This window comes from Geodermatophilus telluris, from assembly GCF_900102745.1.
Taxonomy (GTDB): Bacteria; Actinomycetota; Actinomycetes; order Mycobacteriales; family Geodermatophilaceae; genus Geodermatophilus; species Geodermatophilus telluris.
Genome location: NZ_FMZF01000001.1, coordinates 1034156 through 1057612 on the forward strand (window position 1 = coordinate 1034156; position 23457 = coordinate 1057612).

Here is a 23457-nt window from a genome sequence, read left to right on the forward strand (position 1 = left end):
CACGGCCTCCGGGTGCCCGGGCTCCCGGGCGGCCCAGACCCGGCGGTCCTACCTCGTGGCCGCCGGGTCGCCCCCGTGCCCCGTCCGGGGCGGCCGGGGGACCTCGCCGGTCTCCACCAGCCGACGGGCGATCTCCCGCAGCTTGACGTTGCTCTGCTGGGACAGCCGGCTGAGCACGCCGAAGGCCTGGTCGGCGGTGATCCTCAGCCGCTCCATGAGGATGCCCTGCGCCTGCCCGATGAGGGTCCGGGTGGCCATCACCGAGCGCAGGTGCTCCTCGGTGCGCGCGCTGGTGACCGCGACCGCGGCCTGGGCGGCGAAGGCCAGCGCCTCGCCGCGGGTCTGCGCGTCGAAGGCACCCCGGCGGGGGGAGTACAGGTTCAGCCCGCCCAGGCTCTCCTGGTCGGCGTCGGTGAACAGCTGCAGCGACAGGCTGCTGCGGATGCCGGTCTGCTCGGCGACGGCCCGCGACCACCGGGGATAGCGCTCGTCGGCGGTCATGTCGTCGATCTGGAAGGTCTCCTGCTCCCAGATGGCGTCCAGGCACGGCCCCTCGGTGAGCTCGTACTGCAGCTCGTCGGCCCGGGCCGCCCGGTCGTCGCTGGTCGCCGGGGTGTCCACCTCGCGGCGCTGCCGGACGAGGGACACGCTGGCCCACACCTGCGGGCCCAGGGTGGCCGCGGCGGCGTCGACCACCCGTTGCAGGGTGTGCTGCTCGTCGGGCTCGTTGAGCAGCTCGCGCGCGACGGCGGCCAGGCGCTCGTCGAAGTCACGTTCTCCGGGCACGCCGGATCTCCTCGTGTCGGCCACCGTCCCGGCTGTTCGAGGCTGGCGACCTGCGGGGCCTCCCCCGCACCACCGTGGATCGTGCACGCCGCCTGCCGGGACCGGCAGGACGAGGACGTGCTCCGCGGGCTGCTCCCGACGGGTCCGGCTGCGTAGCCTGTCGCCCAGGACCGGCAGTCGGCCCGTCGGCTCCGCACCCCAGGAGGCCGCATGTCCGTCCCGCAGGCGCGGCCCGGTCTCGTCCAGCGGTCCTCGTTCTCCTCCAGCGACGAGGCGGCGGTCACCGAGTTCATCCGCCGGATGTACGCCGACAACACGTCACGCTTCGCGCCGATCAGGAACGGCGCACGGTTCTCGGCACTCACCCACGACACGCCCGTGATCGGCGCGGACCGCGTGCGCACGTCCATCGACTACACCGGCACCTCTGGCGAGGGCTTCTCCGACTACGTCTTCTTCGTCGTGCACGCCGGCAGCGTGCAGGTGGGCAGTCGCGTCTCCGAGACGGTCGCGTCCGCCGGGGACGTCGCCTTCTACCCGATCGGCGTGTCGGTCGACTTCGCCATGCACGGTTTCGACGTGACCACCGTGCGACTGCCGGCCGAGCGGATCGCGCGGGTCGCCGAGGACGCCACGGGTCTGCCGGGCACGGGGCTGCGGTTCTCCGGCACCACGCCCGTCTCGCCGTCGATGCACCGCTACTGGCGGTCGCTGCTCGGCCTGGTCAGCGGAGCCCTGATGGACCCCGTGTCCCCGCTCGACTCACCCCTGCTCGCCGAGGAGATGGCGCGCGCCGTCGCCACCGCTGCGCTGCACGTCTTCCCGAACACGACGCTGAGCCGTCAGCACGTGCCCGGCCCCGGCGTCGTCGCACCGGCAGCGGTCCGCCGGGCCGTCGCCCACATCGAGGCCCACGCCCACCTGCCCCTGCGCCTCGACGAGATCGCGGCGGCAGCGGGGACCAGCGCCCGCGCCCTGCAGTACGGGTTCCGGCGGCACCTCGACACGACACCCCTCGGGTACCTGCGTCGCGTGCGGCTCGAGGGCGCGCGCCGGGAACTGCGCGACGCCGACCCGGCGCGCGGGGACACCGTCGCCGCCGTCGCCCGGCGCTGGGGGTTCGCCAAACCCGACCGTTTCGCCGCCGCCTACCGCTCGGCCTACGGGGTCCCGCCGAGCCACACGCTGCGCACGTGAGCGGGCCGGCCACCTCATCGGACGGGTAGCGGCGCCTCCCATCGCGACCTCCGGCCGGCCCGGCCGCACCGTGCCCCCGAACAGCTACGCGGTGCCAGGACCGGCGACGGCAGCACCGTCACCGCCGTCGCGGCCCGCGGGGGTCGCACCCCTCGCCGCTGCACCGGCCGCCGCTGCACCGGGCGTCACCGCGCCGCTCACGGCGCGCTGCCCGGCCAGACACTGCGCGCTGGACGCGAGGTCGGCGGCCAGCCACGTCCGACGGACCTCCAACTGCCGGCGGAGGGCCTGCGCCCGTGCCCGGAAGACCTCCAGCTCGTCGGCCAGCTCGCGCGCGGCTCGCCGGGCCTGGTCCGCGTGCGCACGGTCCAGGTGGGCACGGTCCACCGCGGTCCCGGGACGACGTCCCGGGACCGGTCCCACCGCGCGGACCGTGTCGGCCACTGCGTCCTCCGCGTTCCAGTCCCCCACGTCTCGGCGCCCCGGACGACGGCGCCGGGTGCGGACACGGTCCGCCCGGGCTCGGCGCGACCCGCTCGTCGCAGTGACCACCGCCCTCGGCGCCACCACTCAGTGAAGACGCCGACCCGGCCCCCGCGCTCGTCGCCGGCCTGCGCTGCTGCGTGTCGTGGGGGTGTCGGTGCGCCTCCCGGGGGTGAGCGGACGGGGGAGCTCTCCGGCAGGGGACCGGGGCGGGGTCCTAGCGGAGCTCCCGCGGGTCCGGCCGGGCCCCGGCGACCGGCCGCGACGCCAGCAGCACGGCTCCGCCGGCCGCCAGCCCGGCGGCGGTCAGGAACGCCGCCGGGATCCCGCCCGCCGACGCGACGAGACCCAGGAGGAGCGGACCGCCGCCGAGCCCCAGGTCGATGAACACGCTGGCCGTCCCCGCGGCGCTGCCCCGCTGGGAGGGCGGCACCCGGCTGAACACGGCCGCGAACACCGCCGGGGTCAGGAAGGCGGTGCCCACCGCCAGCGAGGCCGTCCCCGCGAGGAGGCCCTCCGCCGACGGCACCGCGGCGACGAGGGTCAGGCCGGCGGCCGAGGCGCCGAGGGCCGCGGCGGCCAGGCGCAGCGGTGGCACGCGGTCGGGCAGGGTGGCGAACACCGTGCGGCAGACGACCACGACGAGCCCGAACAGCCCCAGCACCGTGCTCCACGCGTCCAGGCCGATCCGGGCGGCGTGCAGGGGGGCGAACGCCGTGAAGCCGCCGACAACGGCCACCCCGGCGAGCAGGCCGATCCCGGGGAGCAGCACGGCGGGGTGGAGCAGCGGCGGTGCGGCGGACGGCCCGGACACCGGCTCCAGGGTCTCCGGCACCCGGGCGGCGAGCAGCGCGGCGACGGCCAGCAGCACCGCGCCGCCCGCCCAGACGGCCGCGAAGCCACCCGAGCCGAGCAGCGCCTGACCGACGACAGGCCCGACGGCGATCCCGACGTAGAGGGCCAGCGAGTTGTAGCTGAGCGCCTCACCGGCCCGGCCGGCCGGCGCCAGGTCGGCCAGGGCCGCGAAGCCGGCGACGACGTACAGCGCCTCCGCCGCCCCCAGCAGCAGGCGCAGCACCACCAGCCAGGCCAGGTCGGTCACCAGCAGGTGACCGAGCACCAGCACGGCGAGCAGCGAGGCGCCGCCGACCAGCAGCGGTCGGCGGCCGTGGCGGTCGGCCCACCGGCCGGCCAGCGGACGCAGGACCAGGGTCGTCACGCCGGACGCGCCGACGGCGACGCCGACCGCGGCCGGCCCCCCGTCCAGCGGCCCCGTCACGAAGAAGGGGGTCACCCCGAGCAGCGCGCCCGTGGCGGTGCAGTAGGCCAGGTCGGACACGGTCAGCGCGACGAACGCCGGCGTGAACAGCGTGTCCGGCCGGCGCCGCATGGCGCGGCACGCTACTCCCGGGACCCGTTCCCGGACCGGGCCGCGCTCAGCCGGGCTGCTGCGCGCCGACCGCCGACGGGCGGACCGCGGTGTCCGCGGCCGGTGCGCTGCGCTGCCGGCCGGCCCGCGCCTGACGGAACCGGGACAGCACCGACCGCTGCCCGAAGGCGCCGGTCAGGCGGTCGAGGAAGACCGCGAGCAGGACGACGGCCAGCCCGCCCTCGAAGCCGCTGGCGACGTCGAGCTGGGTGACGGCGCGGACGACGACCGCGCCGAGCCCCGCGGCGCCGAGCAGGCCGGCCGTGACCACCATCGACAGCGCCAGCATGATCACCTGGTTGACGCCGGCCATGATCGCCGGCAGCGCCAGCGGCAGCTGCACCTCGCGCAGCACCTGACCGGGCCGGGCGCCGAAGGCCTGCGCGGCCTCGACCACCTCGCGGTCCACCTGGCGGATGCCCAGCTCGGTGAGCCGGACCCCGGGCGGGATGGCGAACAGGATCGTCGCCACGACGCCGGGCACGACGCCCACGCCGAAGAAGAAGACGGCGGGGATCAGGTAGACGAACACCGGCGTGGTCTGCATCGAGTCCAGCACCGGCCGGACCGCGACGCTGACCGCCCGGTGCCGCGCCGCCAGGATGCCGAGCGGGACGGCGATCGCCGCGGCGATCACCGCGGCCACGAGCACCAGCGCCAGCGTCTGCATCGTCTCGACCCAGAGCTCGAGCGACACCACCAGCAGGAACGCCAGCAGCGCGTAGAGCGCCAGCCACGGGCCGCGCAGCAGCAGCGCCAGCACGGTGAAGACCACGATCCAGACCACCGGCGGCGGGGAGACCAGCGCGTCGGTCAGCCCGTCGACGAGGACCTGCATGACCGCGGAGATCGCGTCGAACAGCCAGGGCACCGCGGCGAGCAGCCAGTCGATGAGGTCGGCGACCCACTGGCCGAGCGGGAGGTGCGGGATCACGGGCGCCTCCCCCGGACCGGGACGGCCGACAGCGCGTCGAGCACCGCCGCCCGCGGGACGACGCCGAGCAGCCGCCCGTCGCCGTCGAGGACGCCGAGCGGCACCGGGTGCCGGCCGACGAGGTGCACGAACTCCACGACCGGCCGGTCGGCCCCGGTCGTGGCGAAGTCGGCGACCAGCTCGTACGGGCCGATCGCCGTCCGGCCCTCCTGCACCGCCCGGGCGAGCAGGTCGTCGCGGGCCACGCCGGCGACGCGCCGCTCGCCGTCGAGCACGTAGACGCCGTTGGCCTCCGCCCCGCCCAGCGCCCGGAGCACGTCCCCGGGCCGGTCACCGACCCGGGCGGTCAGCCGGGGCTCGCGCAGCAGGTCACCGGCGGTGAGCACCCGGGTCCGGTCGACGTCGGAGGTGAAGTCGGCGACGTAGTCGTCGGCGGGCGCGGAGATGATCTCCGGGCCGGTGCCCAGCTGCACGGTGCGGCCGTCCTTGAGCATGAGGATCCGGTCGCCCAGCCGCATGGCCTCGTTGAGGTCGTGGGTGATGAACACGATCGTCTTGGCCAGGTCCGACTGCAGCCGCTCCAGCAGGTCCTGCATGTCGCGGCGGATGAGCGGGTCGAGCGCGGAGAACGGCTCGTCCATCAGCAGCACCTCGGAGTCCGCGGCCAGCGCGCGGGCCAGGCCCACGCGCTGGCGCATGCCCCCGGAGAGCTCGTCGGGCCGGGCGCCGGCCCGGTCGATGAGCCCCACCGTCTCCAGTGCCCAGTCCGCCCGCTGCCGCTGCTCGGCGGCGGGGGCGCCGCGGACCTTGAGCGCGTACGCGGCGTTCTCGCGCACCGTGCGGTGCGGGAGCAGCGCGAAGTGCTGGAAGACCATGCTGATCTTCTGGTTGCGCACCGTCCGCAGCGCGGCGTCGTCGAGCGCCCGCAGGTCGCGGCCGTCGACCTCGACGGTGCCGGCGCTCGGCTCGATGAGCCGGTTGAGCAGCCGGACCAGCGTGGACTTGCCCGATCCCGACAGGCCCATGACGACGAACAGCTCCCCGCGCTCGACGGCGAAGTCGACGTCGTGGACCGCGAGCGTGGCCCCGGTCCGGCGCAGGATCTCGTCGCGCCCGTGGCCGTCGGCGGCCAGCCGCAGCGCCTCCTGCTCCCGCGCGCCGAAGACCTTCGTCAGGCCCGTGACGCGCAGCACCGGCGGCGCCACCGTCAGCCGATCCACTCGTCGATCTGGTCGCCGTGGGCGTCGACCCACTCGCGCGCCACGGTGGCGACGTCCTCGCCGTCGACGTCGACCGCCTTCTGCATCTCCTCCATCTCCTCGACGGAGATGCGGAAGTCCGTCAGCAGGTCGACGAAGCCCGGGGCCTGCTCGGCGAGCTCGTCGCTGGCGGCGATGTTGGCGCTGTAGGAGGGCATCGCGCAGGCGCCGTCCCCCTCGGTCAGGCAGCCGTCGGTGTAGGGCGTGGGCTCCTCGAGCTGGACCATGTCGTACTGCGCGAACACCGCGTGCGGGTGGTAGAGGTACAGCACGATCGGCTCCTCGCGGCTGTAGCTGTTCTCCAGCTGCGCCAGCTCGGCCGCCTCGCTGGACACCACGTGCTCGAGGCCGATGCCGTACCCCTGCAGCCGCTTGGCGTTCTGCTCGGTGGTGATGTAGCCGGGGTCGGCGTCGTAGAACTTGTTCCCCAGCTCGTCGGCGTAGTCGTTGAGCTGGGTGACGCTGGTCAGCCCCTCCAGCGGCCCGCCGGGCTCGACGGCGTAGGCCGGCACGAACCAGCCCTGCGCGGCGTCGCCGTACGTCTCCGACACGATCTGCACCCGGTCGCTCGCCGAGTCCGCCAGCTCCTGCTGGTTGGGCAGGGCGACCTCGGTGAGCAGGTCGACGTCCCCGCGCTGCGCCCCGGCCCAGGCCGCGGCCGGGTCCAGCTGCGTGGTGGCCAGGGAGGACACGCCCAGGTCGGGGTGGTCGGCGGCGATCTCGCCGAGGATGCCGTTGGTCAGCCCCGCCGCGGTCCAGCTGAACTGCGCCGCCTGCACGGTGATGCCGTCACCGCTGCCGCCGCTGCCGCCGCCCGACCCGGCCTCCTCGCTGGTGCACCCGGCGACGGTGGCGGTGAGCAGGGCGGTCAGGGCCACCGCGGACGCGCGGGGCCGGAGGGGGGTGCGCTGCATGGGGCTCTTCTTCCGTGGGGGCGCCGGACCCGGACGGGTGCGACGGGGGTGGAGCGTGCCACGAGGCGCAGACCCCGGGTGGGGCCTGCGCCTCGTCGCGCGCTGGGGAGGACTGCGGTCGGGCCGGCGGCCCGCGGGTCAGCGGGCCGCCGGCCCGACCGGTGCATCCCCGCGGAGGGTGATGCGGTGCATGACGCGGCGCTGGTCGCCATAGTCCCGGTTGGCGTAGTGCACCGTCGAGCGGTTGTCCCACATGACGACGTCACCGACCGACCAGCGGTGCCGCACGATGTGCTCCGGCTTGGTGATGTGCGCGTAGAACAGGTCCAGCAGGTACCGGCTCTCGGCGTCGGACACGCCCTCGATGTGGGAGACGAAGCCGGGGTTGACGAACAGGCCCTTGCGGCCGGTCTCCGGGTGCACGCGCACGACGGGGTGCGCCACCGGGACCAGGGCGCGGAACTCCTCGCCCTCCCACTTCGTCCGCTCCTCGCGCTGGGCGAGGTAGTAGCCGAACTCCCGGGTGCCGTCGTGCACCGCGACGAGCTGGTCGGCCAGGCGCTGCACGGGCTCGCTCAGCGAGCGGTAGGCCAGCTCCAGGTCGGCCCACTGGGTGTCCCCGCCGGTGGGCGGGAGGACGACGGCCCGCAGCACCGACCCGAGCGGGGGCCGGCGCACGAAGGTGACGTCGGTGTGCCAGACGTCGGCGAAGCCGCCGGTGGCGCTGTCGAGGGCGTAGATCTCCGGGTGCTGGTCGTCGACGCCGGGGACGACGGGGTGCGACTCGGTGACCTCGCCGAGGCGGCGGCCGAGCGCGATCTGGCTGTCCGGGTGCAGGTCGTGCTGCTCGGAGAAGAACAGCACCTTGTACTCGGCGAGGGCGGCGCGGACGGCGCGGACCTGGTCGTCGGTGGCGCGGCTGAGGTCGACGCCGTGGACGCGGGCACCGATGGTCGGCTCGAGGCGCTCGAGGTCGAGGGCCCCGGCGTCGTCGTCGGCGGGCGTGGTCGGGGCAGCGGCGAGCAGGGTCATGCGAGGTCTCCGGAGGTGGGTGCGGGCAGGCGGGACGGGGCGGGGGGTCAGGCCCGACAGAGCGCGCTCGCGCACCGCAGCAGGTCGACGTGCCGGCGCTCGACGAGCGCAAAGCACACAAACCCGACCAAGTGCATGCGGATTACCGTAGCGGGTGCTCCGCCTCCCGGGACAGGGGGTCCCGGCCGCCCGCCGTCCTCCCTGCGGGTGACGCGCGCGGCGCCCGGGGACCGGTCGGCGGCCCGACCTGCCGAGACAGGAGGGGTCGGTCCGGACGGGAGGGGTGCGTGGTGGCGCAGTCGGGCGTGCGGGTCGCGACCCTGTCGCGGCGGCGCGGGCCTGTGGCACCGTCTGAACCCATGTCGCGCCCGGCCGGGGACCAGACGCTGGGCGACCTGGCGCGCTCGGTCCGGGTGGTCGGGCCGGACACCCCCGTCGCCACCGTGGAGGCGCTGCTGCTGCGCCGTCCGGCGGGCACGCCGTGGCTGGTCGTGCAGGGCACGGACGGCCCGGTGCTCCTGGGCCGCGGCTGGCTGGAGGCGATGCGGGCCGGGACCGGCAGTGACGGCGTCCCGCCGGCCGGCTCCCGCCCCGTCGCGGAGGTGGCGCCGCGGGGCACGCTCGTCGTCCCCGCCGGCTCCACCGTCGGCGAGGCCGCGGCCCTGCTGGCGGAGCGGCGGCGCAGCGGGGAGGACGTGCCCGAGGCGATCGTCGTGGTCTGCGCCGAGGACGTCGGCGTCGTCCCGGTCGCCACGCTGTTCGAGCAGCTCGCGCACCACTACGCGTACCGCGCCGTGCACGACCCGCTCACCGGCCTGCCCAACCGGCTCTTCCTCGAGGACCAGGTGCAGCCCCCCGGCGGCTTCCGGCCCGGGGCGCTGTTCTTCGTCGACCTCGACCGCTTCAAGGACGTCAACGACCACTTCGGCCACGCCGCCGGCGACGAGGTGCTGGCCCAGTTCGCCCGGCGGCTGCGCTCGCTGGCGCGGTCGGGCGACCTGGTGGCCCGGCTCAGCGGCGACGAGTTCGTCCTGGTCACCGCCGACCGGCTCGGCCGGGACGAGGCCGACGCGCTGGCGCAGCGCATCCTGCTCGCCGCCGACGCACCGGTGGTCGTGCGCGGCGCGAACGGCAGCGAGGAGCTGGTCGCCATCGGTGCCAGCGTGGGAATCGCGCAGGCCCCGGCCGGGGAGGGCCCCGCGGGACCGGACGCGCTCGACCGGCTCGTCACCGAGGCCGACACGGCGATGTACCGGGCCAAGACCCTCGGCCGCGGCCGCTGGGCGCACTTCGCGCCCGAGCTGCTCGAGGACCGCGAGCACGGCGACGTGGTGCGGGCGCGGCACCTGCTGGAGCGCCGGCTGCGGGCGGCGGTGGACCGCGGCGGGCTCAGCGTGCAGTACCAGCCCGTGGTCGCGCTGCCCTCCGGCCGGACCACCGGCGTCGAGGCGCTGGCCCGCTGGCACGACGAGGAGCTGGGCTGGGTCGCCCCCGACCGGTTCGTCCCGCTCGCCGAGGACACCGGCCTGATCGTCGACCTCGGCCGGTGGGTGCTGCGCACCGCCTGCCGGGAGGCGGCGGGCTGGCCGGTCCCGCCGTCCGGGCCGGCCCCGACCGTGGCGGTCAACGTGTCCCCGGTGCAGCTGGTGCAGCGCGGCTTCGTCGACGAGGTCGTGGCGGCCCTGGCCGAGTCCGGGCTGGCGCCCGACCGGCTGTGCCTGGAGATCACCGAGACCGCGGCCATCACCGACCTGGCGGCCACCGCGGCGCGGCTCGAGGAGCTCCGCGGGCTGGGCGTGCGGCTGGCCCTCGACGACTTCGGCGCCGGCCACTCGGCGCTGTCCCTGCTGCGGCACCTGCCGGTGGACCTGGTGAAGATCGACCGGTCGTTCGTCGAGCGGGTCACCACCGACACCGCCGACGCCGTCCTGGTGCGCCTGGTCGTCGAGGCGGCGCACGGGCTCGGCCGCAAGGTGTGCGCGGAGGGCGTGGAGACGCCGGAGCAGGCGCGGCAGCTGGTCGCGCTGGGCTGCGACTCCGCGCAGGGCTGGCTGTTCGGCCGCCCGGCCGACGTCCCCGCTCTCGCCGCCCGGCCCGGCACGGTGGGGACGGACGAGGTGTCCGGCCCGGCACCGCTGCCCCTGGCCGGCAGCGACGAGGTGGTCGTCGTCTCCACCCCCGGCCGCGTCATCACCTACGCGTCGGCCACCGCGGGCCCGGTGCTCGGGTGGCTGCCGCAGGAACTGTTGGGCGCGTCGGTGCTCACCCTGCTGCACCCCGAGGACGTCGACCGCGTGCTCACCGGGCAGCCGGTGGCGCGCGACGGCGGCGCGGAGGGCACCGTGCACCGCGCCCTGCACCGCGACGGCACCGTGCGGTGGCTGCGCACCTCGGTGCAGCGGCTGACCGACGCGTCGGGCACGCTCCGCGAGGTCGTCACCGTGTCCCGCGACGTGACGGCGGCGGTGGCGGCCCAGGAGGCGCTGGCCGAGAGCGAGTCGATGTTCCGGCACGCCTTCGACGACGCGCCGATCGGCATGGCCCTCACCGACCTCGACGGCCGCTTCATCCGCGTGAACAAGGCCTTCGCGGCCCTGGTGGGGCGGGCGCCGGAGGAGCTGGCGCCGATGACCGTCGCCGACGTCACCCACCCCGAGGACCTCGCCCAGGACGACGCCAACCTCACGGAGGTCCGCACCGGCGCCGTCGACGGGCACCTGGTGACCAAGCGCTACCTGCGCGCCGACGGCACGGCCTTCCTCGCCCGCGTGCACGCCGCCGTCGTCGTGGACCGCTCGCAGCGGCCCTCGCACGTCTTCGCCCACGTCGTCGAGCTCGGCGGCGACGTCCCCGGCGTCGCGCCGCGGGGCTGAGCGGCCTCCCCGGTCACCCCGGCCGGCGGCCGAGCTCCGCCAGCAGCCCGGCCTCCCGGGCGGCGCTCAGCCCGGCTCCCCGCGGCCGGTCGAGCCCCTGCGCGCGCTCCCACGCCAGCAGGTCGGCGAGCAGCTCCTCCCGGGGGCGGTGGCGCAGCCCCGCGGCCGCCGCGCGCGCCCCGGAGCGGGCCGACCAGCCCCGGTCCTCCGGCGCCGGCAGCCACAGCGCCATCGACTCCTCCCCCATCCAGGGCTCGACGCCCCGCTCGAGCAGCCAGTCGGAGGACGCGGGCACCACCGGCCCGGTGTGCCCGGCCACCGTGCGGGAGGCGGCCACCCACTCGCCGAACGGCACGACCGGGCCGACGGCGTCGAACACGCCGGTGACGGACCGGTCCGCGCACCCGACCAGCCAGCCCGCGAGGTCGCGGACGTCGACCACCTGGGTGGGCAGGTCGGGGGTGTCGGGCACGAGCAGCGGCCCGTGCGGGTCGCGCGCGGCGCGGGCGACCCAGGCGCCGGAGCGGCCGGTGTGGTCGCCGGGGCCGCCGACGAGCCCGGCGCGGGCCACGAGCAGGCGCTCCCCCACCGCGGCCCGGGACAGCTCCTCGCAGGCGACCTTGGCCGGCCCGTACAGCTCCCGCCCGACCCGCGGCTCGTCGGTGGCCCGGCCCACCGGGTCGGTCTCGTCCCCGCCCGGCGTCGTCCGGGAGGCGTAGGCGCTGACCGAGGAGACGTAGGTCCAGTGCCGGGCCCGGTCGCCCAGCGCCGCCAGCGCCTCGCGGACGGACGCCGGCTGCCAGGACACCTCCACCACGGCGTCCCACTCCCGGCCGGCGACCGCGTCGTAGGCGCCGGGGCGCTCGCGGTCGGCGGCGACCAGCCGGGCGCCGTCGGCCACCCCGCCGGACCGCCCGCGCGCCAGGCAGGTGACCGCGTGCCCCCGGGCCAGCGCCTGCCGCGACACCTCACGGCCCAGCCAGGCCGTCCCGCCGAGCACCAGCACGTCCACGTCCCCACCCTGCCACCGGGGCGCCGGCCGGCAGGGGCCGTCCGCTCCCGGCGCAGCGGGCCCGGCCGCCCGCTCAGCCGCCCAGCAGGCCGTCGACCACGGTGGCCAGGCCGCCGGCCAGGGCGATCGTCAGCGCGCCGGTGCGGGCGACGGCGGGCGGCACCCGGGTGGCCAGCGCCGTCCCGCCCACCACGCCGGCGGCGAGCGCGGCGGCCGCGGAAGCCCACGTCGTCCCCGGCAGCACGGGCATCCCCCGGACCGCCACCGCCGTGGCGCCGACGGCGGCGAAGCACAGCTGTGCGGTCGCCGCGAAGGCGGACTGCGCCCACCGGGTGGCCACCGCGTACGCCGTGAGCGCCGGACCGCCGACGCCCGCGGTCGCGGTGAGGAAGCCGGTGGCCGCGCCGGCGACCAGGGTCGTCCCGGGGTGCGCCGGCCCCGGCGGCCCGCCGACGCCCCAGCGGCCCAGGGCCAGGACGGCCAGCAGCGACAGGACGACGGTGCCGCCGACCAGCACCTGGAGCACGGCGACCGGGACCGCCCGGGCGAGGAGGGCGCCCGGGACGACGGCAGCCAGGGCGGGCACCAGCAGCAGCACGCCGCGGCGCAGGTCGACGTCGCGGTACACCTGTCCCAGCACCAGCAGCGCCACCGCGACGCCGAGCGCGTTGGCGACGAGGACGCCGGTGACCGGCCCGGTGAGGAGCACGAGGAAGGGCGCCGCGACGAGGCTGAAGCCCAGGCCGGTGACCCGCTGCGTCACCGCCCCGGCGGCGACGGCGGCCGCGAGGCCCAGGGTGGGCAGCCAGGCGCCGGACACCTCCCGACCCTCGCCGACGGCGGCGTGCAGGGCGACCCGGAGCACACCCGGCCGGCCGCCGGCCGGGGCATGGGCGGCACCCGGCGGGTGTTGCACCAGGCGATGACCGCGCTGCTCACCCCGCCCGTCGCCCCCTCCCCCGCCGACCTCACCGTCCTCCCGGCCCCGTCCCGGCTGTGGACGCCGAAGCGGGTCCTGGTCACCCGCTCGGCCGCCGAGCGCCCGCACGGTCAGCGCGTCCTCGCGCGGCTCGAGGCCGCCGGCGTCGACGGGATCGAGCTGCTGCGCGGTGACCGGCTGCCCTCCCTGCGCGGCGACGACGACCGCGCCGCGTTCATGGCCGCCAAGGACACGATGGCGCTCGTCGTGCCGCCGCCGTCCAAGCGGAGGCTGCAGCCCATCCCGCCGTCGGCGGACTTCCGGCTCGACCTCGCCGAGGGCTGCCCGGCGCACTGCCAGTACTGCTACCTCGCCGGCTCGCTCGGTGGCCCGCCGATCACCCGCGTGTGGGCCGACCTCGACGAGGTCCTCGACGGCCTCGACGGCTACGTCGGCCGCGGGACGATCACCTCCGGCACGCTCGAGCGCGGCGGTGAGGGGACGACGTTCGAGGCGTCCTGCTACACCGACCCGCTGGCCATCGAGCACCTGACCGGCGGCCTGGCGCGGATGGTCGAGCACTTCGGCACCCACGAGTGGGCCGGCCCGGTGCAGCTGCGCGCCACCACCAAGTTCGACGACGTCGCCGGCCTGCTGGCCCTCCCCCACGGCGGGCGCACCCGCCTGCGGTTCTCGGTCAACGCGTCCTCGGTCGACCGCCGGTTCGAGGGTGCGACGGCCAAGGTGCCGGCCCGGCTGCGGGCGCTGTCGGCGGTGGCGGCGGCCGGGTACCCGGTCGGCGTCACCATCGCGCCGATCATGCCGGTGGAGGGCTGGCAGGAGCAGTACGCCGAGCTGCTCGACGGCATCGCTGCCGCCGTCCCGGCCGGGCACGACCTGACCGTCGAGTGCATCACCCACCGCTTCACGCCGGGCAGCAAGGAGACGCTGCTCGACTGGTACCCGCGGACCAGGCTCGAGATGGACGAGTCCCGCCGCACCACCAAGCGGGGGAAGTTCGGCTCGGTCAAGCACGTCTACCGCAAGGAGACGATGGCCGAGCTGCGTGGCTGGTTCGAGCCCGAGGTCGCCGAGCGGCTGCCCGAGGCCCGCCTCCTGTACTGGACGTGAGGCGGCTCCCGGCCTCCCGTCACCCGAGGGTGACGGGAGGCCGGGACGTCCTCAGGCGGGGATCAGGCCGTTCGGGTTCAGCACGTACTTCTTCGCCGCCCCCTGGTCGAACTCCTGGTAGCCGCGCGGGGCGTCCTCCAGCGGGATCACCTCGGCGTTGACCGCCTTCGCGATCTGCACCCGGTCGTGCAGGATCGCCATCATCAGCTGGCGGTTGTAGCGCATGACCGGGCACTGGCCGGTGGTGAACGCGTGCGACTTCGCCCAGCCCAGGCCCAGCCGGATGGACAGCGAGCCGACCTTGGCCGCCTCGTCCACCGCACCCGGGTCACCGGTGACGTAGAGGCCCGGGATGCCGAGGGCACCGCCGGCCCGGGTGATGTCCATCAGCGAGTTCAGCACGGTCGCCGGGGCCTCCTGCTGGGAGCCGGGGCCGTGCCCGCGGGCCTCGAAGCCGACGGCGTCGACGCCGCAGTCCACCTCGGGCTCACCCAGGATCTCCGCGATCTGGTCCTTCGGGTCGCCCTTCGAGACGTCGACGGTCTCGCACCCGAAGCTGCGTGCCTGAGCGAGTCTGTCGGCGTTGAGGTCGCCCACGATGACCACCGCGGCGCCGAGCAGCTGGGCGGAGGCCGCGGCCGCGAGCCCGACCGGGCCGGCTCCGGCGATGTAGACCGTCGAGCCGGTGCCGACGCCGGCGGTCACGCAGCCGTGGTAGCCGGTCGGGAAGATGTCCGACAGCATCGTGAGGTCGCGGATCTTGGCGAGCGCCTGGTCGCGGTCGGGGAACTTCAGGCAGTTCCAGTCGGCGTACGGGACCATCACGTACTCGGCCTGGCCGCCGGTCCAGCCGCCCATGTCGACGTAGCCGTACGCCGAGCCCGGCCGGTCGGGGTTGACGTTCAGGCAGATGCCGGTCTTGCCCTCCTTGCAGTTGCGACAGCGCCCGCAGGCGATGTTGAACGGCACGCTGACGATGTCGCCGACCTGGAGGAACTCCACGTCGGAGCCCTTCTCGACGATCTCGCCGGTGATCTCGTGGCCGAGCACCAGACGTTCGGGCGCCGTCGTGCGCCCGCGGACCATGTGCTGGTCGCTGCCGCAGATGTTCGTGGCCACCGTCCGCAGGATGACCCCGTGGGGGGTCTTGCGGCCGACGTTGGCCGGGTTGACCCCCGGCCCCTCCTTGAGCTCCAGCCCGGGGTAGTCCAGGTCGGCCACCTCGACCTTGCCCGGCCCCATGTACATGACAGCCTTGTTGCCAGCCACACGCGTCCCCTGACTCTTCTCGTCCGGGGACGGGTCACCGCCCGCCCCCGTGTCGCGTCCGCGCCGGTCGGTGCGGGCGTCCCCCCGCCCGTCGCGGTCCCCGGGCGGGTGGCCTATGTCACACCACCGGGTGACACGCGGCAAGAGGAGTGCGCCCCGGACGGCCCGGGGAGGCCCGTGCCTACCCTGGGTCCCCGTGCTCGTGCTGCTGCCGCCCTCGGAGACCAAGTCCCCCGACGGCGACGGCACCCCGCTCGACCTCGCCGCGCTCGGCTCGCCCGAGCTGACGCCGGTCCGCGCGACGCTGGTCGACGCGCTGGTCACCCTGGCCGCCGACCCGCCCGCGGCCCGCGCCGCGCTGGGCCTCTCCCCCGGCCAGGACGCCGAGATCGCCCGCAACGCCGCGCTGCGCAGCAGCCCCACGACGCCGGCCGCCCGGCGCTACACCGGCGTGCTCTACGACGCCCTCGACGTGCGCTCGATGACCCGCGCGCAGCGGGCGCGGGCCGACCGGCGGCTCGCCGTCGGCTCGGCGCTGTTCGGGCTGCTGCGGGCCACCGACCCGATCCCCGCCTACCGCCTGTCAGCGGGCGCCTCGCTGCCCGGGCTGCCGACCCTGCGGACGCTGTGGCGGCCGGCCCTCGGCCCGCTGCTGGCCGGTACCGGCGAGCTCGTCGTCGACCTGCGCAGCGGCGGGTACCGGGCACTGGCCCCGGTGCCCGGCGCGGTCACCGTCGAGGTCCTGAGCGCGCGGCCCGACGGCACGCGCGCGGTGGTCAGCCACGCCAACAAGGCGCACAAGGGGCGGGTGGCCCGCCTGCTGGCCACCACCACGGCCGAGCCGGACGGCGCGGTGCGGGTGCGGGCGCTGCTGCGGCGCGCCGGGTTGCACGTGGAACACGACGGCGGGACGGCGCTCACCCTGGTGCTCCCGCCGGTCTGACGGGCTGCCGGTCACGGATGGTGAGGGGCGGTGTGTGAGCCGTCAGACCTGTTGGCCGCAACCCGGGTCCCCTACGATGCTCTGCGGCAGCCCGTTCGAACAGCGGACGGACCGACTGCCGCATCGAGTCGGCTCCGAGCCGGACATGAGAGGTTCGGTGGACGACACGTCGCGGCCCCACCCGGGGGGTCCGGTAGCTGACCCGCGCGCGGCCGCGGAGGTCCTCCAGGCCGACCGGCCCCGCGCCGACGCCGCCCGCCGGCTCCGGCTGCGCGACGCCAGCGCCGCGCTCGACCGGATCGCGGAGCTCGCCGCCCGGCTCCTCGGCGCCCCGATCGCGCAGGTCTCGCTGCTCGACGACGTCCAGGTCGTCGTGTCGGCCGTCGGCCTGCCCGCGGGCACGGTGGGCAGCGAGACGCCCCTGGAGGCCTCCGCCTGCGCGGTCGCCGCCGCGGAGCGCACCCCCTACGCCGTCCCGGACGCGCACGCCGACCCCCGGGTGGGCGACCTGCCGCCGGTGACCGCCGGCGCCGTCGGCGCCTACCTGGGAGCGCCCCTGGTCGACTCCGAGGGCCACACCGTCGGGGTGCTGTGCGTGGTGGCCCCCGCGCCGCGCCCGTGGTCGGACACCGACGTCAGCACGCTGCGGCAGCTGGCCGACGCCGCCGTCACCGAGCTGGAGCTCGCCGCGCTCACCACCGCGTACGAGAGCGACCGGCTGCGCTGGGGGCTGGCCATCGACGCCGCGGGCATCGGCACCTTCGACTGGGACCTGCGCACCGGCGAGCTGACCTGGGACGCCCGGCTCATCGAGATGTTCGGCTACACCGCCGAGACCTTCGGTGGCGACATCGAGGCGTTCAACCGGCGGGTGCACCCCGACGACCTGGCGCGGGTCACCGACGCCCTGCAGGTCAGCATCGCCGCCTGCGGTGACTACGAGGCCGAGTACCGCGTCGTGTGGCCCGACGGCGAGACCCGCTGGGTGCAGGCCCGCGGGCGCACGCTCAGCGACGAGGCCGGCCGGGCCACCCGCGTGCTGGGCGCCGCCTACGACACCACCGCCGAGCGCGCGGCCGGCGTGCGGGTGACGCGGGTGCTCGAGGCCATGCCGGCCGGCTTCTACTCCCTCGACCGGGAGTGGCGCTTCACCCACGTCAACGCCGAGGCCGAGCGGCTGCTCGGGCGCACCCGCGACGAGCTGCTCGGCCAGGAGCTGTGGACCGCGTTCCCCGCCGCGCCCGGCAGCGTCTTCGAGGAGAACTACCGCGCCGCCGTGCGCACCGGGACCCCCGTGCAGTTCGACGCGCACTACCCCGCGCCGCTCAACGGCTGGTACGAGCTGCGGGCGTGGCCGAGCCCGGAGGGGCTCTCGGTCTACTTCCTCGAGGTCACCGAGCGCCGCCGGGTGCAGGACCGCGCCGAGCGCAGCGCCCAGCGGCTGGCACTGCTCGCCCAGGTCAGCGCGGAGCTGGCCGGCGCGCTGGACGCGGAGTCGGCGACCGCCCACCTGCCGCGGCTGGTGGTCCCCGCGCTGGCCGACTGGTGCATCGTCACCGTGGTCGACGCCGACGGCCGGCCGCGCGACGTGGGCCACTGGCACGTCGACCCCGCCGCCCGCGCGCTGGTCGAGCGCTACGCCGCCGTCCGGCTCGACACCATGCCGGCCACGGCGCCGCTCATGCGGGCGCTGCTCACCGGCGAGCCGGTCATGGAGACCGCCGACGCCGTCCGCGGCCTGCTGCCCGAGGGCGAGGCCCGCGACCTGCTCACCACGCTGGCCCCCGAGTCGGGGGTCTGCCTCCCGCTGCGGGGCCGCGACCGCACGCTCGGCGTCATGACGCTGTACTTCCGGCGCGGCTGGGCCCCGCGCGAGGAGGACCTGGCCACGGCCCAGGACGTCGCCGCCCGGGCCGGCCTGGCGCTGGACAACGCCCGCCTCTACGGGCAGCAGCGGGCCCTGGCCGAGGGCCTGCAGCGCAGCCTGCTCACCGAGCCGCCCGAGCCCGACCACGCCGAGATCGCCGTCCGGTACCTGCCGGCCGCCGAGGCCGCCCGGGTCGGCGGCGACTGGTACGACGCCTTCCTGCAGCCGGGCGGGGCGACGATGGTGGTCATCGGCGACGTCGTCGGGCACGACACCGAGGCCGCCGCCGCCATGGGGCAGCTGCGCGGGCTGCTGCGCGGCATCGCCACCTACAGCGACGCCGGCCCCGGCGAGGTGCTGCGCGGCCTGGACGCCTCCATGGCGCTGCTGCAGACCCGGGTGCTGGCCACCGCGACGGCGGCCCGCTTCGAGCAGACCGCCGACGAGCTGCGGCGGGGGGTCACCCGGATGCGCTGGGCCAACGCGGGGCACCTGCCGCCGCTGGTGGTCAACCCCGACGGCAGCGTGGCCGAGCTGGCCTCCTGGCGCGGCGACCTGCTCCTCGGCGTCGACCCCCGGGCGACCCGCGAGGAGTCGGTGGTGACCCTCGACCGGGGCGCGACCGTGCTGCTGTTCACCGACGGGCTCATCGAGCGGCGCGACGCCGACCTCGACGCGGGGATGACCCGGCTGCGGGAGGCGCTGCGGGAGCTGGCCGGCCGGCCGCTGCAGGAGCTGCTCGACGAGGTGCTCGAGCGGCTCGTCGACGGCCGGCCGGAGGACGACGTCGCCCTGGTCGCGGTGCGCCTGCACCGCCAGGACCGGCCGCGGCCGCTGGACGCTGGTCCCAACCGCGTCCCCGACCTCGTCCCGGACGACCCGGCGAGCCCCCTCCCCTAGCGGGAGGAGGGGGCTCGCCGGTGCCGGCTACCGGTCGCGCAGCTCCCGGCGGAGGATCTTGCCGGTGGTGGTCTTGGGCAGCTCCTCGACGAACTCCACCGACCGCGGGTACTTGTAGGCCGCCATCCGCTCCTTCGCCCAGGCGACGACCTCCTCGGGCGTCACCGAGGCGCCGGGCTTGAGCGAGACGAAGGCCTTCACCGTCTCGCCGCGGTAGGCGTCGGGCACCCCGACCACCGCGACCTCGCGCACCGCCGGGTGGCCGTAGAGGACGTCCTCGACCTCGCGGGGCCACACCTTGTAGCCGGCCGCGTTGATCATGTCCTTCTTGCGGTCGACCAGGTAGAACCAGCCCTGCTCGTCCATGAAGCCGACGTCGCCGGTGCGCAGCTCCCCGCCCGGCAGCGACTCCGCCGTCGCCTCCGGCCGGTTCCAGTAGCCCGGCACGACCTGCGGCCCGGACGTGGCGATCTCCCCCACCTCGCCGGGCGGCAGCTCGCTGCCGTCCTCGCCCAGGATGCGGACGACCGTGTTGTAGACCGGGACGCCCACCGACAACGCCCCGGAGTTCGGGTCCACCGGCGCCCGCACGCCCATGGGGACCGCGTGCGAGGGCGAGTTGGTCTCGGTCAGGCCGTAGATGTTGTGGATGTAGCGGCCCGTCCTCTCCTCGAAGGCGTCGGTGACCGCGGGCGCGATCGGGGCGCCGCCGGAGTAGAGGGTGCGCAGCGACGCGAAGTCCTCCCGGCCCACCCCCTCCACGCCCGACAGCGCGATGAACACCGTGATCGCCCCGACGGTGAACGTCGGCCGGTGCTCGCGGATGGCGTCGAGCACCACCTCGGGGTGGAACCGGTGGGCCAGCACCAGCGGGCAGGGCAGCAGCAGCGCGAGCGCGACGTGCCCGACGAGCCCGGTGATGTGGAACAGCGGCGCGACGCCGAGGACGACGTCGTCGGGCGTGAGCCGCATCCACTCCCGGTAGGTGCAGGCGTTGAACACCATGGTCGCGTGGGTGTTCATCGCGCCCTTGGGGCGTCCGGTGGTGCCCGACGTGTAGGTCAGGATCGCCACGTCGTCCCCGGCGAGCGGCACCGGCGCCGGGGTGCGCCCGGCGTGGGTCCGCAGCAGCTCGGCCAGGTCGAGGGTGCCCTCCTGCCGCGACCGGACGACGTCGCCGAGCACGCGGGCGTCGTCGCGGGACTGGTGGTCCAGCGGCGAGCAGGTGACCACGGTCTGCACCTTGGTCTCCCCGCTGGCGACGACGTCGCGCGCCACCGACTCGTAGAGCTGCTCGAGGCACAGCAGCGCCGTCGCCCCGGAGTCGCTGAGCAGGTAGGTGAGCTCGCCGGCCTTGTTCATCGGGTTGATCGCCACCGCCGCGCCGCCGGCCTTCCACGCGCCGAGCAGCGCGATGACGAACGCCGGGTCGTTCTGCACGTAGACGCCCATCCGGTCGCCGGGCGCGAACCCGTTGTCGGTGAGCGCGACGGCGAGGGCGTCGGAGGCGGCGTCGAGGTCGGCGAGGGTGAGCTCGCCGTCGAAGTAGCGGATCGCCACGGTGTCGGGCGCCGCCGCGAGGGAGGCGCGGAAGACGTCGAGCAGCGTGTCGTGCTCGGGGGTGATGTCGGCCGGCTGGCCCTCGCCGTAGAGGGACAGCCACGGCCGGTCGGCGTAGACGCTCATCGTCGTCCCCTCGGGCCGGTCACTTGACGGCGAGCGGGTTGACCGGGGCGCCCGTGGCCTGGTGGATCTTCAGCGGGGCGGCGGCGTAGAGGAAGGTGTACTGGCCGTCCGCGGCGCAGTCCTCGGCCAGCTCCTCCAGGTCGGCGATCTCGCTGAGGGTCACCCCGAGGTTGCGCATCAGCGCGCAGTGCAGCGGCAGCGCCGTCCCGTTGTTCGGGTCGTAGGTGACCTCGTTGGCGATGGTGTCCGTGGTCAGGTTGGGGATCTCCATGTCCTGGAACCACCGCACCAGCTCGGGGCTGTAGACCAGGCCGGGCTCGTTGAAGCCCTCGTAGAACGCCTCGCCCTGGTCGAAGAACAGCTGCAGGAAGTTGGTCCGGATCAGCAGCACGTCGCGCTTCTCGATCGGGGTGCCCTGGGCCTCGGCACAGGCCACGAGGTCCTCGTGGGTGAAGGTCTCGCCCTTGTCGAGGTGGGGCTTGCCGCGGAAGCGGGCCACGTCGAGCAGGATCCCGCGGCCGACGACGCCCTTGCGCGCGATCGGCTCGACACTGGCCCGGTCCAGGCCGCCGACGGTGGAGCGCGCGTCGTAGCCGTTCCAGATCTGTCCGTCGTACCAGACGTGGCCGAGGGCGTCGTACTGCGTGGAGCCCTGGAGGAAGGCGTTGATCTTGTCGTCGGCGTAGTGCAGGCCGCCGGGGAACTGCGGGGCGTCCGGGGAGTCCCAGGAGGCCTCGTCGAGGATCATCGTCCGCTCCGCCGGCGAGCGCCCCGGCCAGACCGGGTCGCCCTTCGGGTCGCCGATCAGCCGCTGGAGGGTGAAGACCTTCCCCTGCCGCACGTGCCGCACGCCGCGCAGGACCTCGTCGGCGGTGAGGTAGTTCAGCGCCCCGACCTCGTCGTCGTCCCCCCACTTGCCCCAGTTCTTCGGTGCGTCGGCGAGGACCTCGGTCATGGCGGGCACGTCGGCCACGGTGTCTCCCTGCTGTCGGGCCCCGGACCAGCACGTCCTCCGGGGCGGGAAAGGTGGCCAGCGTCACAAACCGGTAACGGCCGTGTCAACGCGGAGCGGACCGCGCCGTACCGGAGGCCCGCGCCGCCGCCCCGCCGCCCCGCTGCTCAGCGCGGGCGCTCGCGGCGGACGGTCACCTTCCGGCCCTTGACCGTGCTCCCCCGGAGCGCCGTGATCACGTCCTCGGCGGCGGCCGCGGGCACCTCGACCAGGCTGAACCGCTCGGCGATCTCGATGGCGCCGACGTCGCGGCCGCGCAGCTCCGTCTCCCCCGCGATCGCGCCGACCAGGTCGCCCGGGCGCACCCCGGCGCTGCGGCCGGCGCCGATGAACAGCCGCTCCGTGTCCCCGCCCGGACCCGACCGCCCGCGCGGCGACCGCCCCTGGCCGCGGTCGCCGCGGTCGCCGTCCCGCCGGGGGCGCTCCGGCCGCAGGGTGACCTCGGGGATCTCCTCGTCGTCGTCCGGGCCGGTGGTGGCCTCGTGGGCGAGCTTGACCGCGGCCAGCGCCACCTCGACGACGTCGAACTCGTCGGTGAGCGAGTCGACGACGGTGCGGAAGCGCTCGAGGTCGTCGCCGAGCAGGCTCTCCCGGAGCGCCGCGCGGGTGAGCTCGAGCCGGCGGGCGCGCAGGTCGGCGACCGTGGGCACCCGCTCGACGTGGATCGGCGCGCCGGTGACCCGCTCGATGGTCTTGAGCATCCGGTGCGCCCGCGGCTCGACCAGCGTGATCGCCACGCCCTCGCGCCCGGCGCGGCCCACCCGGCCGATGCGGTGCACGTAGGTCTCCGCCGCGGCCGGCACGTCGTAGTTGACGACGTGGGTGAGCTGCTCGACGTCGAGGCCGCGCGCGGCGACGTCGGTGGCGACCAGCAGCTCGGCGGTGCCGCTGCGCAGCCGGTTCATCACCCGGTCGCGCTGCTCCTGGCTCATCCCCCCGTGCAGCGCCTCGGCGCGGTAGCCGCGGCCGTTGAGCGTCTCGGTGAGGTCGTCGACCTCGTCGCGGGTGCGGCAGAAGACGATCGCCGCCGTCGGGCTCTCGACGTCGAGCACCCGGCCCAGCGCCGCCGGCTTGGCCGCCCGGGCGACGACGAACGCCGTCTGGCGCACCCGCGGGGCCTCGCCCTCGACCGGCACCTCGCGGGCCACCTGGATGCGCAGCGGGTCGCGCAGGTGGCGGCGGGCCATGCTGTCGAGCCGGCGCGGCATGGTGGCGCTGAACAGCACCGTCTGCCGCTGCTCGGGCACCTCGTCGAGCAGCGCCTCGAGGTCCTCGGCGAACCCCATGTCGAGCATCTCGTCGGCCTCGTCGAGCACCACGGTGGCGATGCCGCCCAGGTGCAGGCTGCCGCGCTGCAGCAGGTCCAGCGCCCGCCCGGGGGTGGCCACGACGACGTCGACACCGGCCTCCAGCGCCCGCAGCTGCCGCGGGATCGGCTGCCCGCCGTAGACCGGCACCACCCGGGCGCCGAGGTCGCGGCCGTAGCGGTGCAGCGCCTCCGACACCTGGATGCACAGCTCCCGGGTGGGCACGAGGACCAGCGCCAGCGGGTCGCCGCCGGGCCGGTCGTCGGGCAGCCGCTGCAGCACCGGCAGCGCGTAGGCCGCCGTCTTGCCGGTGCCGGTGGCGGCCTGGCCGAGCAGGTCGCGGCCCTCGACCATCGGCGGCACGGCCTCGCGCTGGATCGGCGTGGGCTCCTCGTAGCCCAGGCGGCCCAGCGCCGCCAGCAGCTCGGGCCGCAGCCCCAGGTCGGCGAAGGTCGCCGTCTCCTCGGCTCCCGCCGCCGTCTCCGCCGCACCGCTCATGGGGAG

Annotated in this window: 17 protein-coding genes; 5 read left to right on the plus strand and 12 right to left on the minus strand. The window is 75.9% G+C overall.

What is annotated here, in order from left to right; all coding sequences use genetic code 11:
* Positions 1-48 precede the first annotated feature (48 nt).
* A complete protein-coding gene (locus tag BLQ97_RS05020) occupies positions 49-786 on the minus strand; it encodes a GAF and ANTAR domain-containing protein (protein WP_139173441.1) in 738 nt (245 codons plus the stop codon).
* Between the two features lie 210 nt (positions 787-996).
* Between BLQ97_RS05020 and BLQ97_RS23580 the strand changes: the two genes are divergently transcribed.
* Positions 997-1983: an AraC family transcriptional regulator gene (locus tag BLQ97_RS23580; RefSeq protein WP_217637038.1), complete on the plus strand. Its 987-nt coding sequence runs from the start codon at positions 997-999 to the stop codon at positions 1981-1983.
* Positions 1984-2683: 700 nt separating this feature from the next.
* Here BLQ97_RS23580 and BLQ97_RS05035 read toward each other — a convergent pair.
* The 5 genes from BLQ97_RS05035 to BLQ97_RS05055 all read right to left on the minus strand — a co-directional run bounded on the left by BLQ97_RS05035 (position 2684) and on the right by BLQ97_RS05055 (position 8034).
* On the minus strand, positions 2684-3856 hold the full coding sequence (locus BLQ97_RS05035) for an MFS transporter (protein ID WP_091363656.1): 1173 nt from the start codon (positions 3854-3856) through the stop codon (positions 2684-2686).
* A gap of 46 nt (positions 3857-3902) precedes the next feature.
* Entirely contained in the window at positions 3903-4829 is a 927-nt protein-coding gene (locus BLQ97_RS05040; protein WP_091363658.1) for an ABC transporter permease, read from the minus strand.
* Positions 4826-6022, minus strand: coding sequence for a quaternary amine ABC transporter ATP-binding protein (locus tag BLQ97_RS05045; RefSeq protein WP_245691821.1), 1197 nt, complete (start codon positions 6020-6022; stop codon positions 4826-4828). The genes BLQ97_RS05040 and BLQ97_RS05045 overlap by 4 nt, the downstream gene beginning before the upstream one ends.
* Positions 6023-6036: 14 nt before the next feature.
* Positions 6037-7002, minus strand: a complete 966-nt coding sequence (locus tag BLQ97_RS05050) for a glycine betaine ABC transporter substrate-binding protein (RefSeq protein ID WP_091363661.1) — start codon at positions 7000-7002, stop codon at positions 6037-6039.
* Positions 7003-7140: 138 nt separating this feature from the next.
* Positions 7141-8034 carry a TauD/TfdA dioxygenase family protein gene (locus BLQ97_RS05055; RefSeq protein WP_091363662.1) on the minus strand — a complete coding sequence of 298 codons (894 nt, stop codon included), beginning with the start codon at positions 8032-8034 and terminating at the stop codon, positions 7141-7143.
* Between the two features lie 359 nt (positions 8035-8393).
* Between BLQ97_RS05055 and BLQ97_RS05060 the strand changes: the two genes are divergently transcribed.
* Positions 8394-10907 carry an EAL domain-containing protein gene (locus BLQ97_RS05060; protein WP_091363664.1) on the plus strand — a complete coding sequence of 838 codons (2514 nt, stop codon included), beginning with the start codon at positions 8394-8396 and terminating at the stop codon, positions 10905-10907.
* Positions 10908-10920: 13 nt separating this feature from the next.
* On the opposite strand, the gene BLQ97_RS05065 is transcribed toward BLQ97_RS05060, so the two are convergent.
* Both BLQ97_RS05065 and BLQ97_RS05070 read right to left on the minus strand, forming a co-directional pair.
* Positions 10921-11919 (minus strand): NAD-dependent epimerase/dehydratase family protein, encoded by a 999-nt coding sequence (locus tag BLQ97_RS05065; RefSeq protein WP_091363666.1) that lies wholly within the window; start codon positions 11917-11919, stop codon positions 10921-10923.
* Between the two features lie 73 nt (positions 11920-11992).
* Entirely contained in the window at positions 11993-12784 is a 792-nt protein-coding gene (locus BLQ97_RS05070) for a TSUP family transporter (RefSeq protein ID WP_175471584.1), read from the minus strand.
* Here BLQ97_RS05070 and BLQ97_RS05075 point away from each other — a divergent pair.
* On the plus strand, positions 12764-13969 hold the full coding sequence (locus BLQ97_RS05075; protein ID WP_245691823.1) for an SPL family radical SAM protein: 1206 nt from the start codon (positions 12764-12766) through the stop codon (positions 13967-13969). The genes BLQ97_RS05070 and BLQ97_RS05075 overlap by 21 nt on opposite strands.
* A gap of 51 nt (positions 13970-14020) precedes the next feature.
* Here the strand turns inward: BLQ97_RS05075 and fdhA are convergent, their stop codons facing one another.
* Positions 14021-15238 (minus strand): formaldehyde dehydrogenase, glutathione-independent, encoded by a 1218-nt coding sequence (gene fdhA / locus BLQ97_RS05080; RefSeq protein ID WP_091363667.1) that lies wholly within the window; start codon positions 15236-15238, stop codon positions 14021-14023.
* Between the two features lie 196 nt (positions 15239-15434).
* On the opposite strand from fdhA, the gene yaaA reads away from it, so the two are divergent.
* Positions 15435-16181, plus strand: a complete 747-nt coding sequence (gene yaaA, locus BLQ97_RS05085; protein ID WP_091363669.1) for a peroxide stress protein YaaA — start codon at positions 15435-15437, stop codon at positions 16179-16181.
* A gap of 157 nt (positions 16182-16338) precedes the next feature.
* Positions 16339-18948: a SpoIIE family protein phosphatase gene (locus tag BLQ97_RS05090; RefSeq protein WP_245691825.1), complete on the plus strand. Its 2610-nt coding sequence runs from the start codon at positions 16339-16341 to the stop codon at positions 18946-18948.
* 27 nt (positions 18949-18975) lie between these two features.
* Here the strand turns inward: BLQ97_RS05090 and BLQ97_RS05095 are convergent, their stop codons facing one another.
* The 3 genes from BLQ97_RS05095 to BLQ97_RS05105 all read right to left on the minus strand — a co-directional run bounded on the left by BLQ97_RS05095 (position 18976) and on the right by BLQ97_RS05105 (position 23451).
* Positions 18976-20634 carry an AMP-binding protein gene (locus tag BLQ97_RS05095; protein ID WP_091363673.1) on the minus strand — a complete coding sequence of 553 codons (1659 nt, stop codon included), beginning with the start codon at positions 20632-20634 and terminating at the stop codon, positions 18976-18978.
* Between the two features lie 19 nt (positions 20635-20653).
* Positions 20654-21607 carry a cyclase family protein gene (locus BLQ97_RS05100; protein ID WP_091363674.1) on the minus strand — a complete coding sequence of 318 codons (954 nt, stop codon included), beginning with the start codon at positions 21605-21607 and terminating at the stop codon, positions 20654-20656.
* A 146-nt stretch (positions 21608-21753) separates the two neighbouring features.
* Positions 21754-23451 (minus strand): DEAD/DEAH box helicase, encoded by a 1698-nt coding sequence (locus BLQ97_RS05105; protein ID WP_091363676.1) that lies wholly within the window; start codon positions 23449-23451, stop codon positions 21754-21756.
* Between the last annotated feature and the right edge of the window lie 6 nt (positions 23452-23457).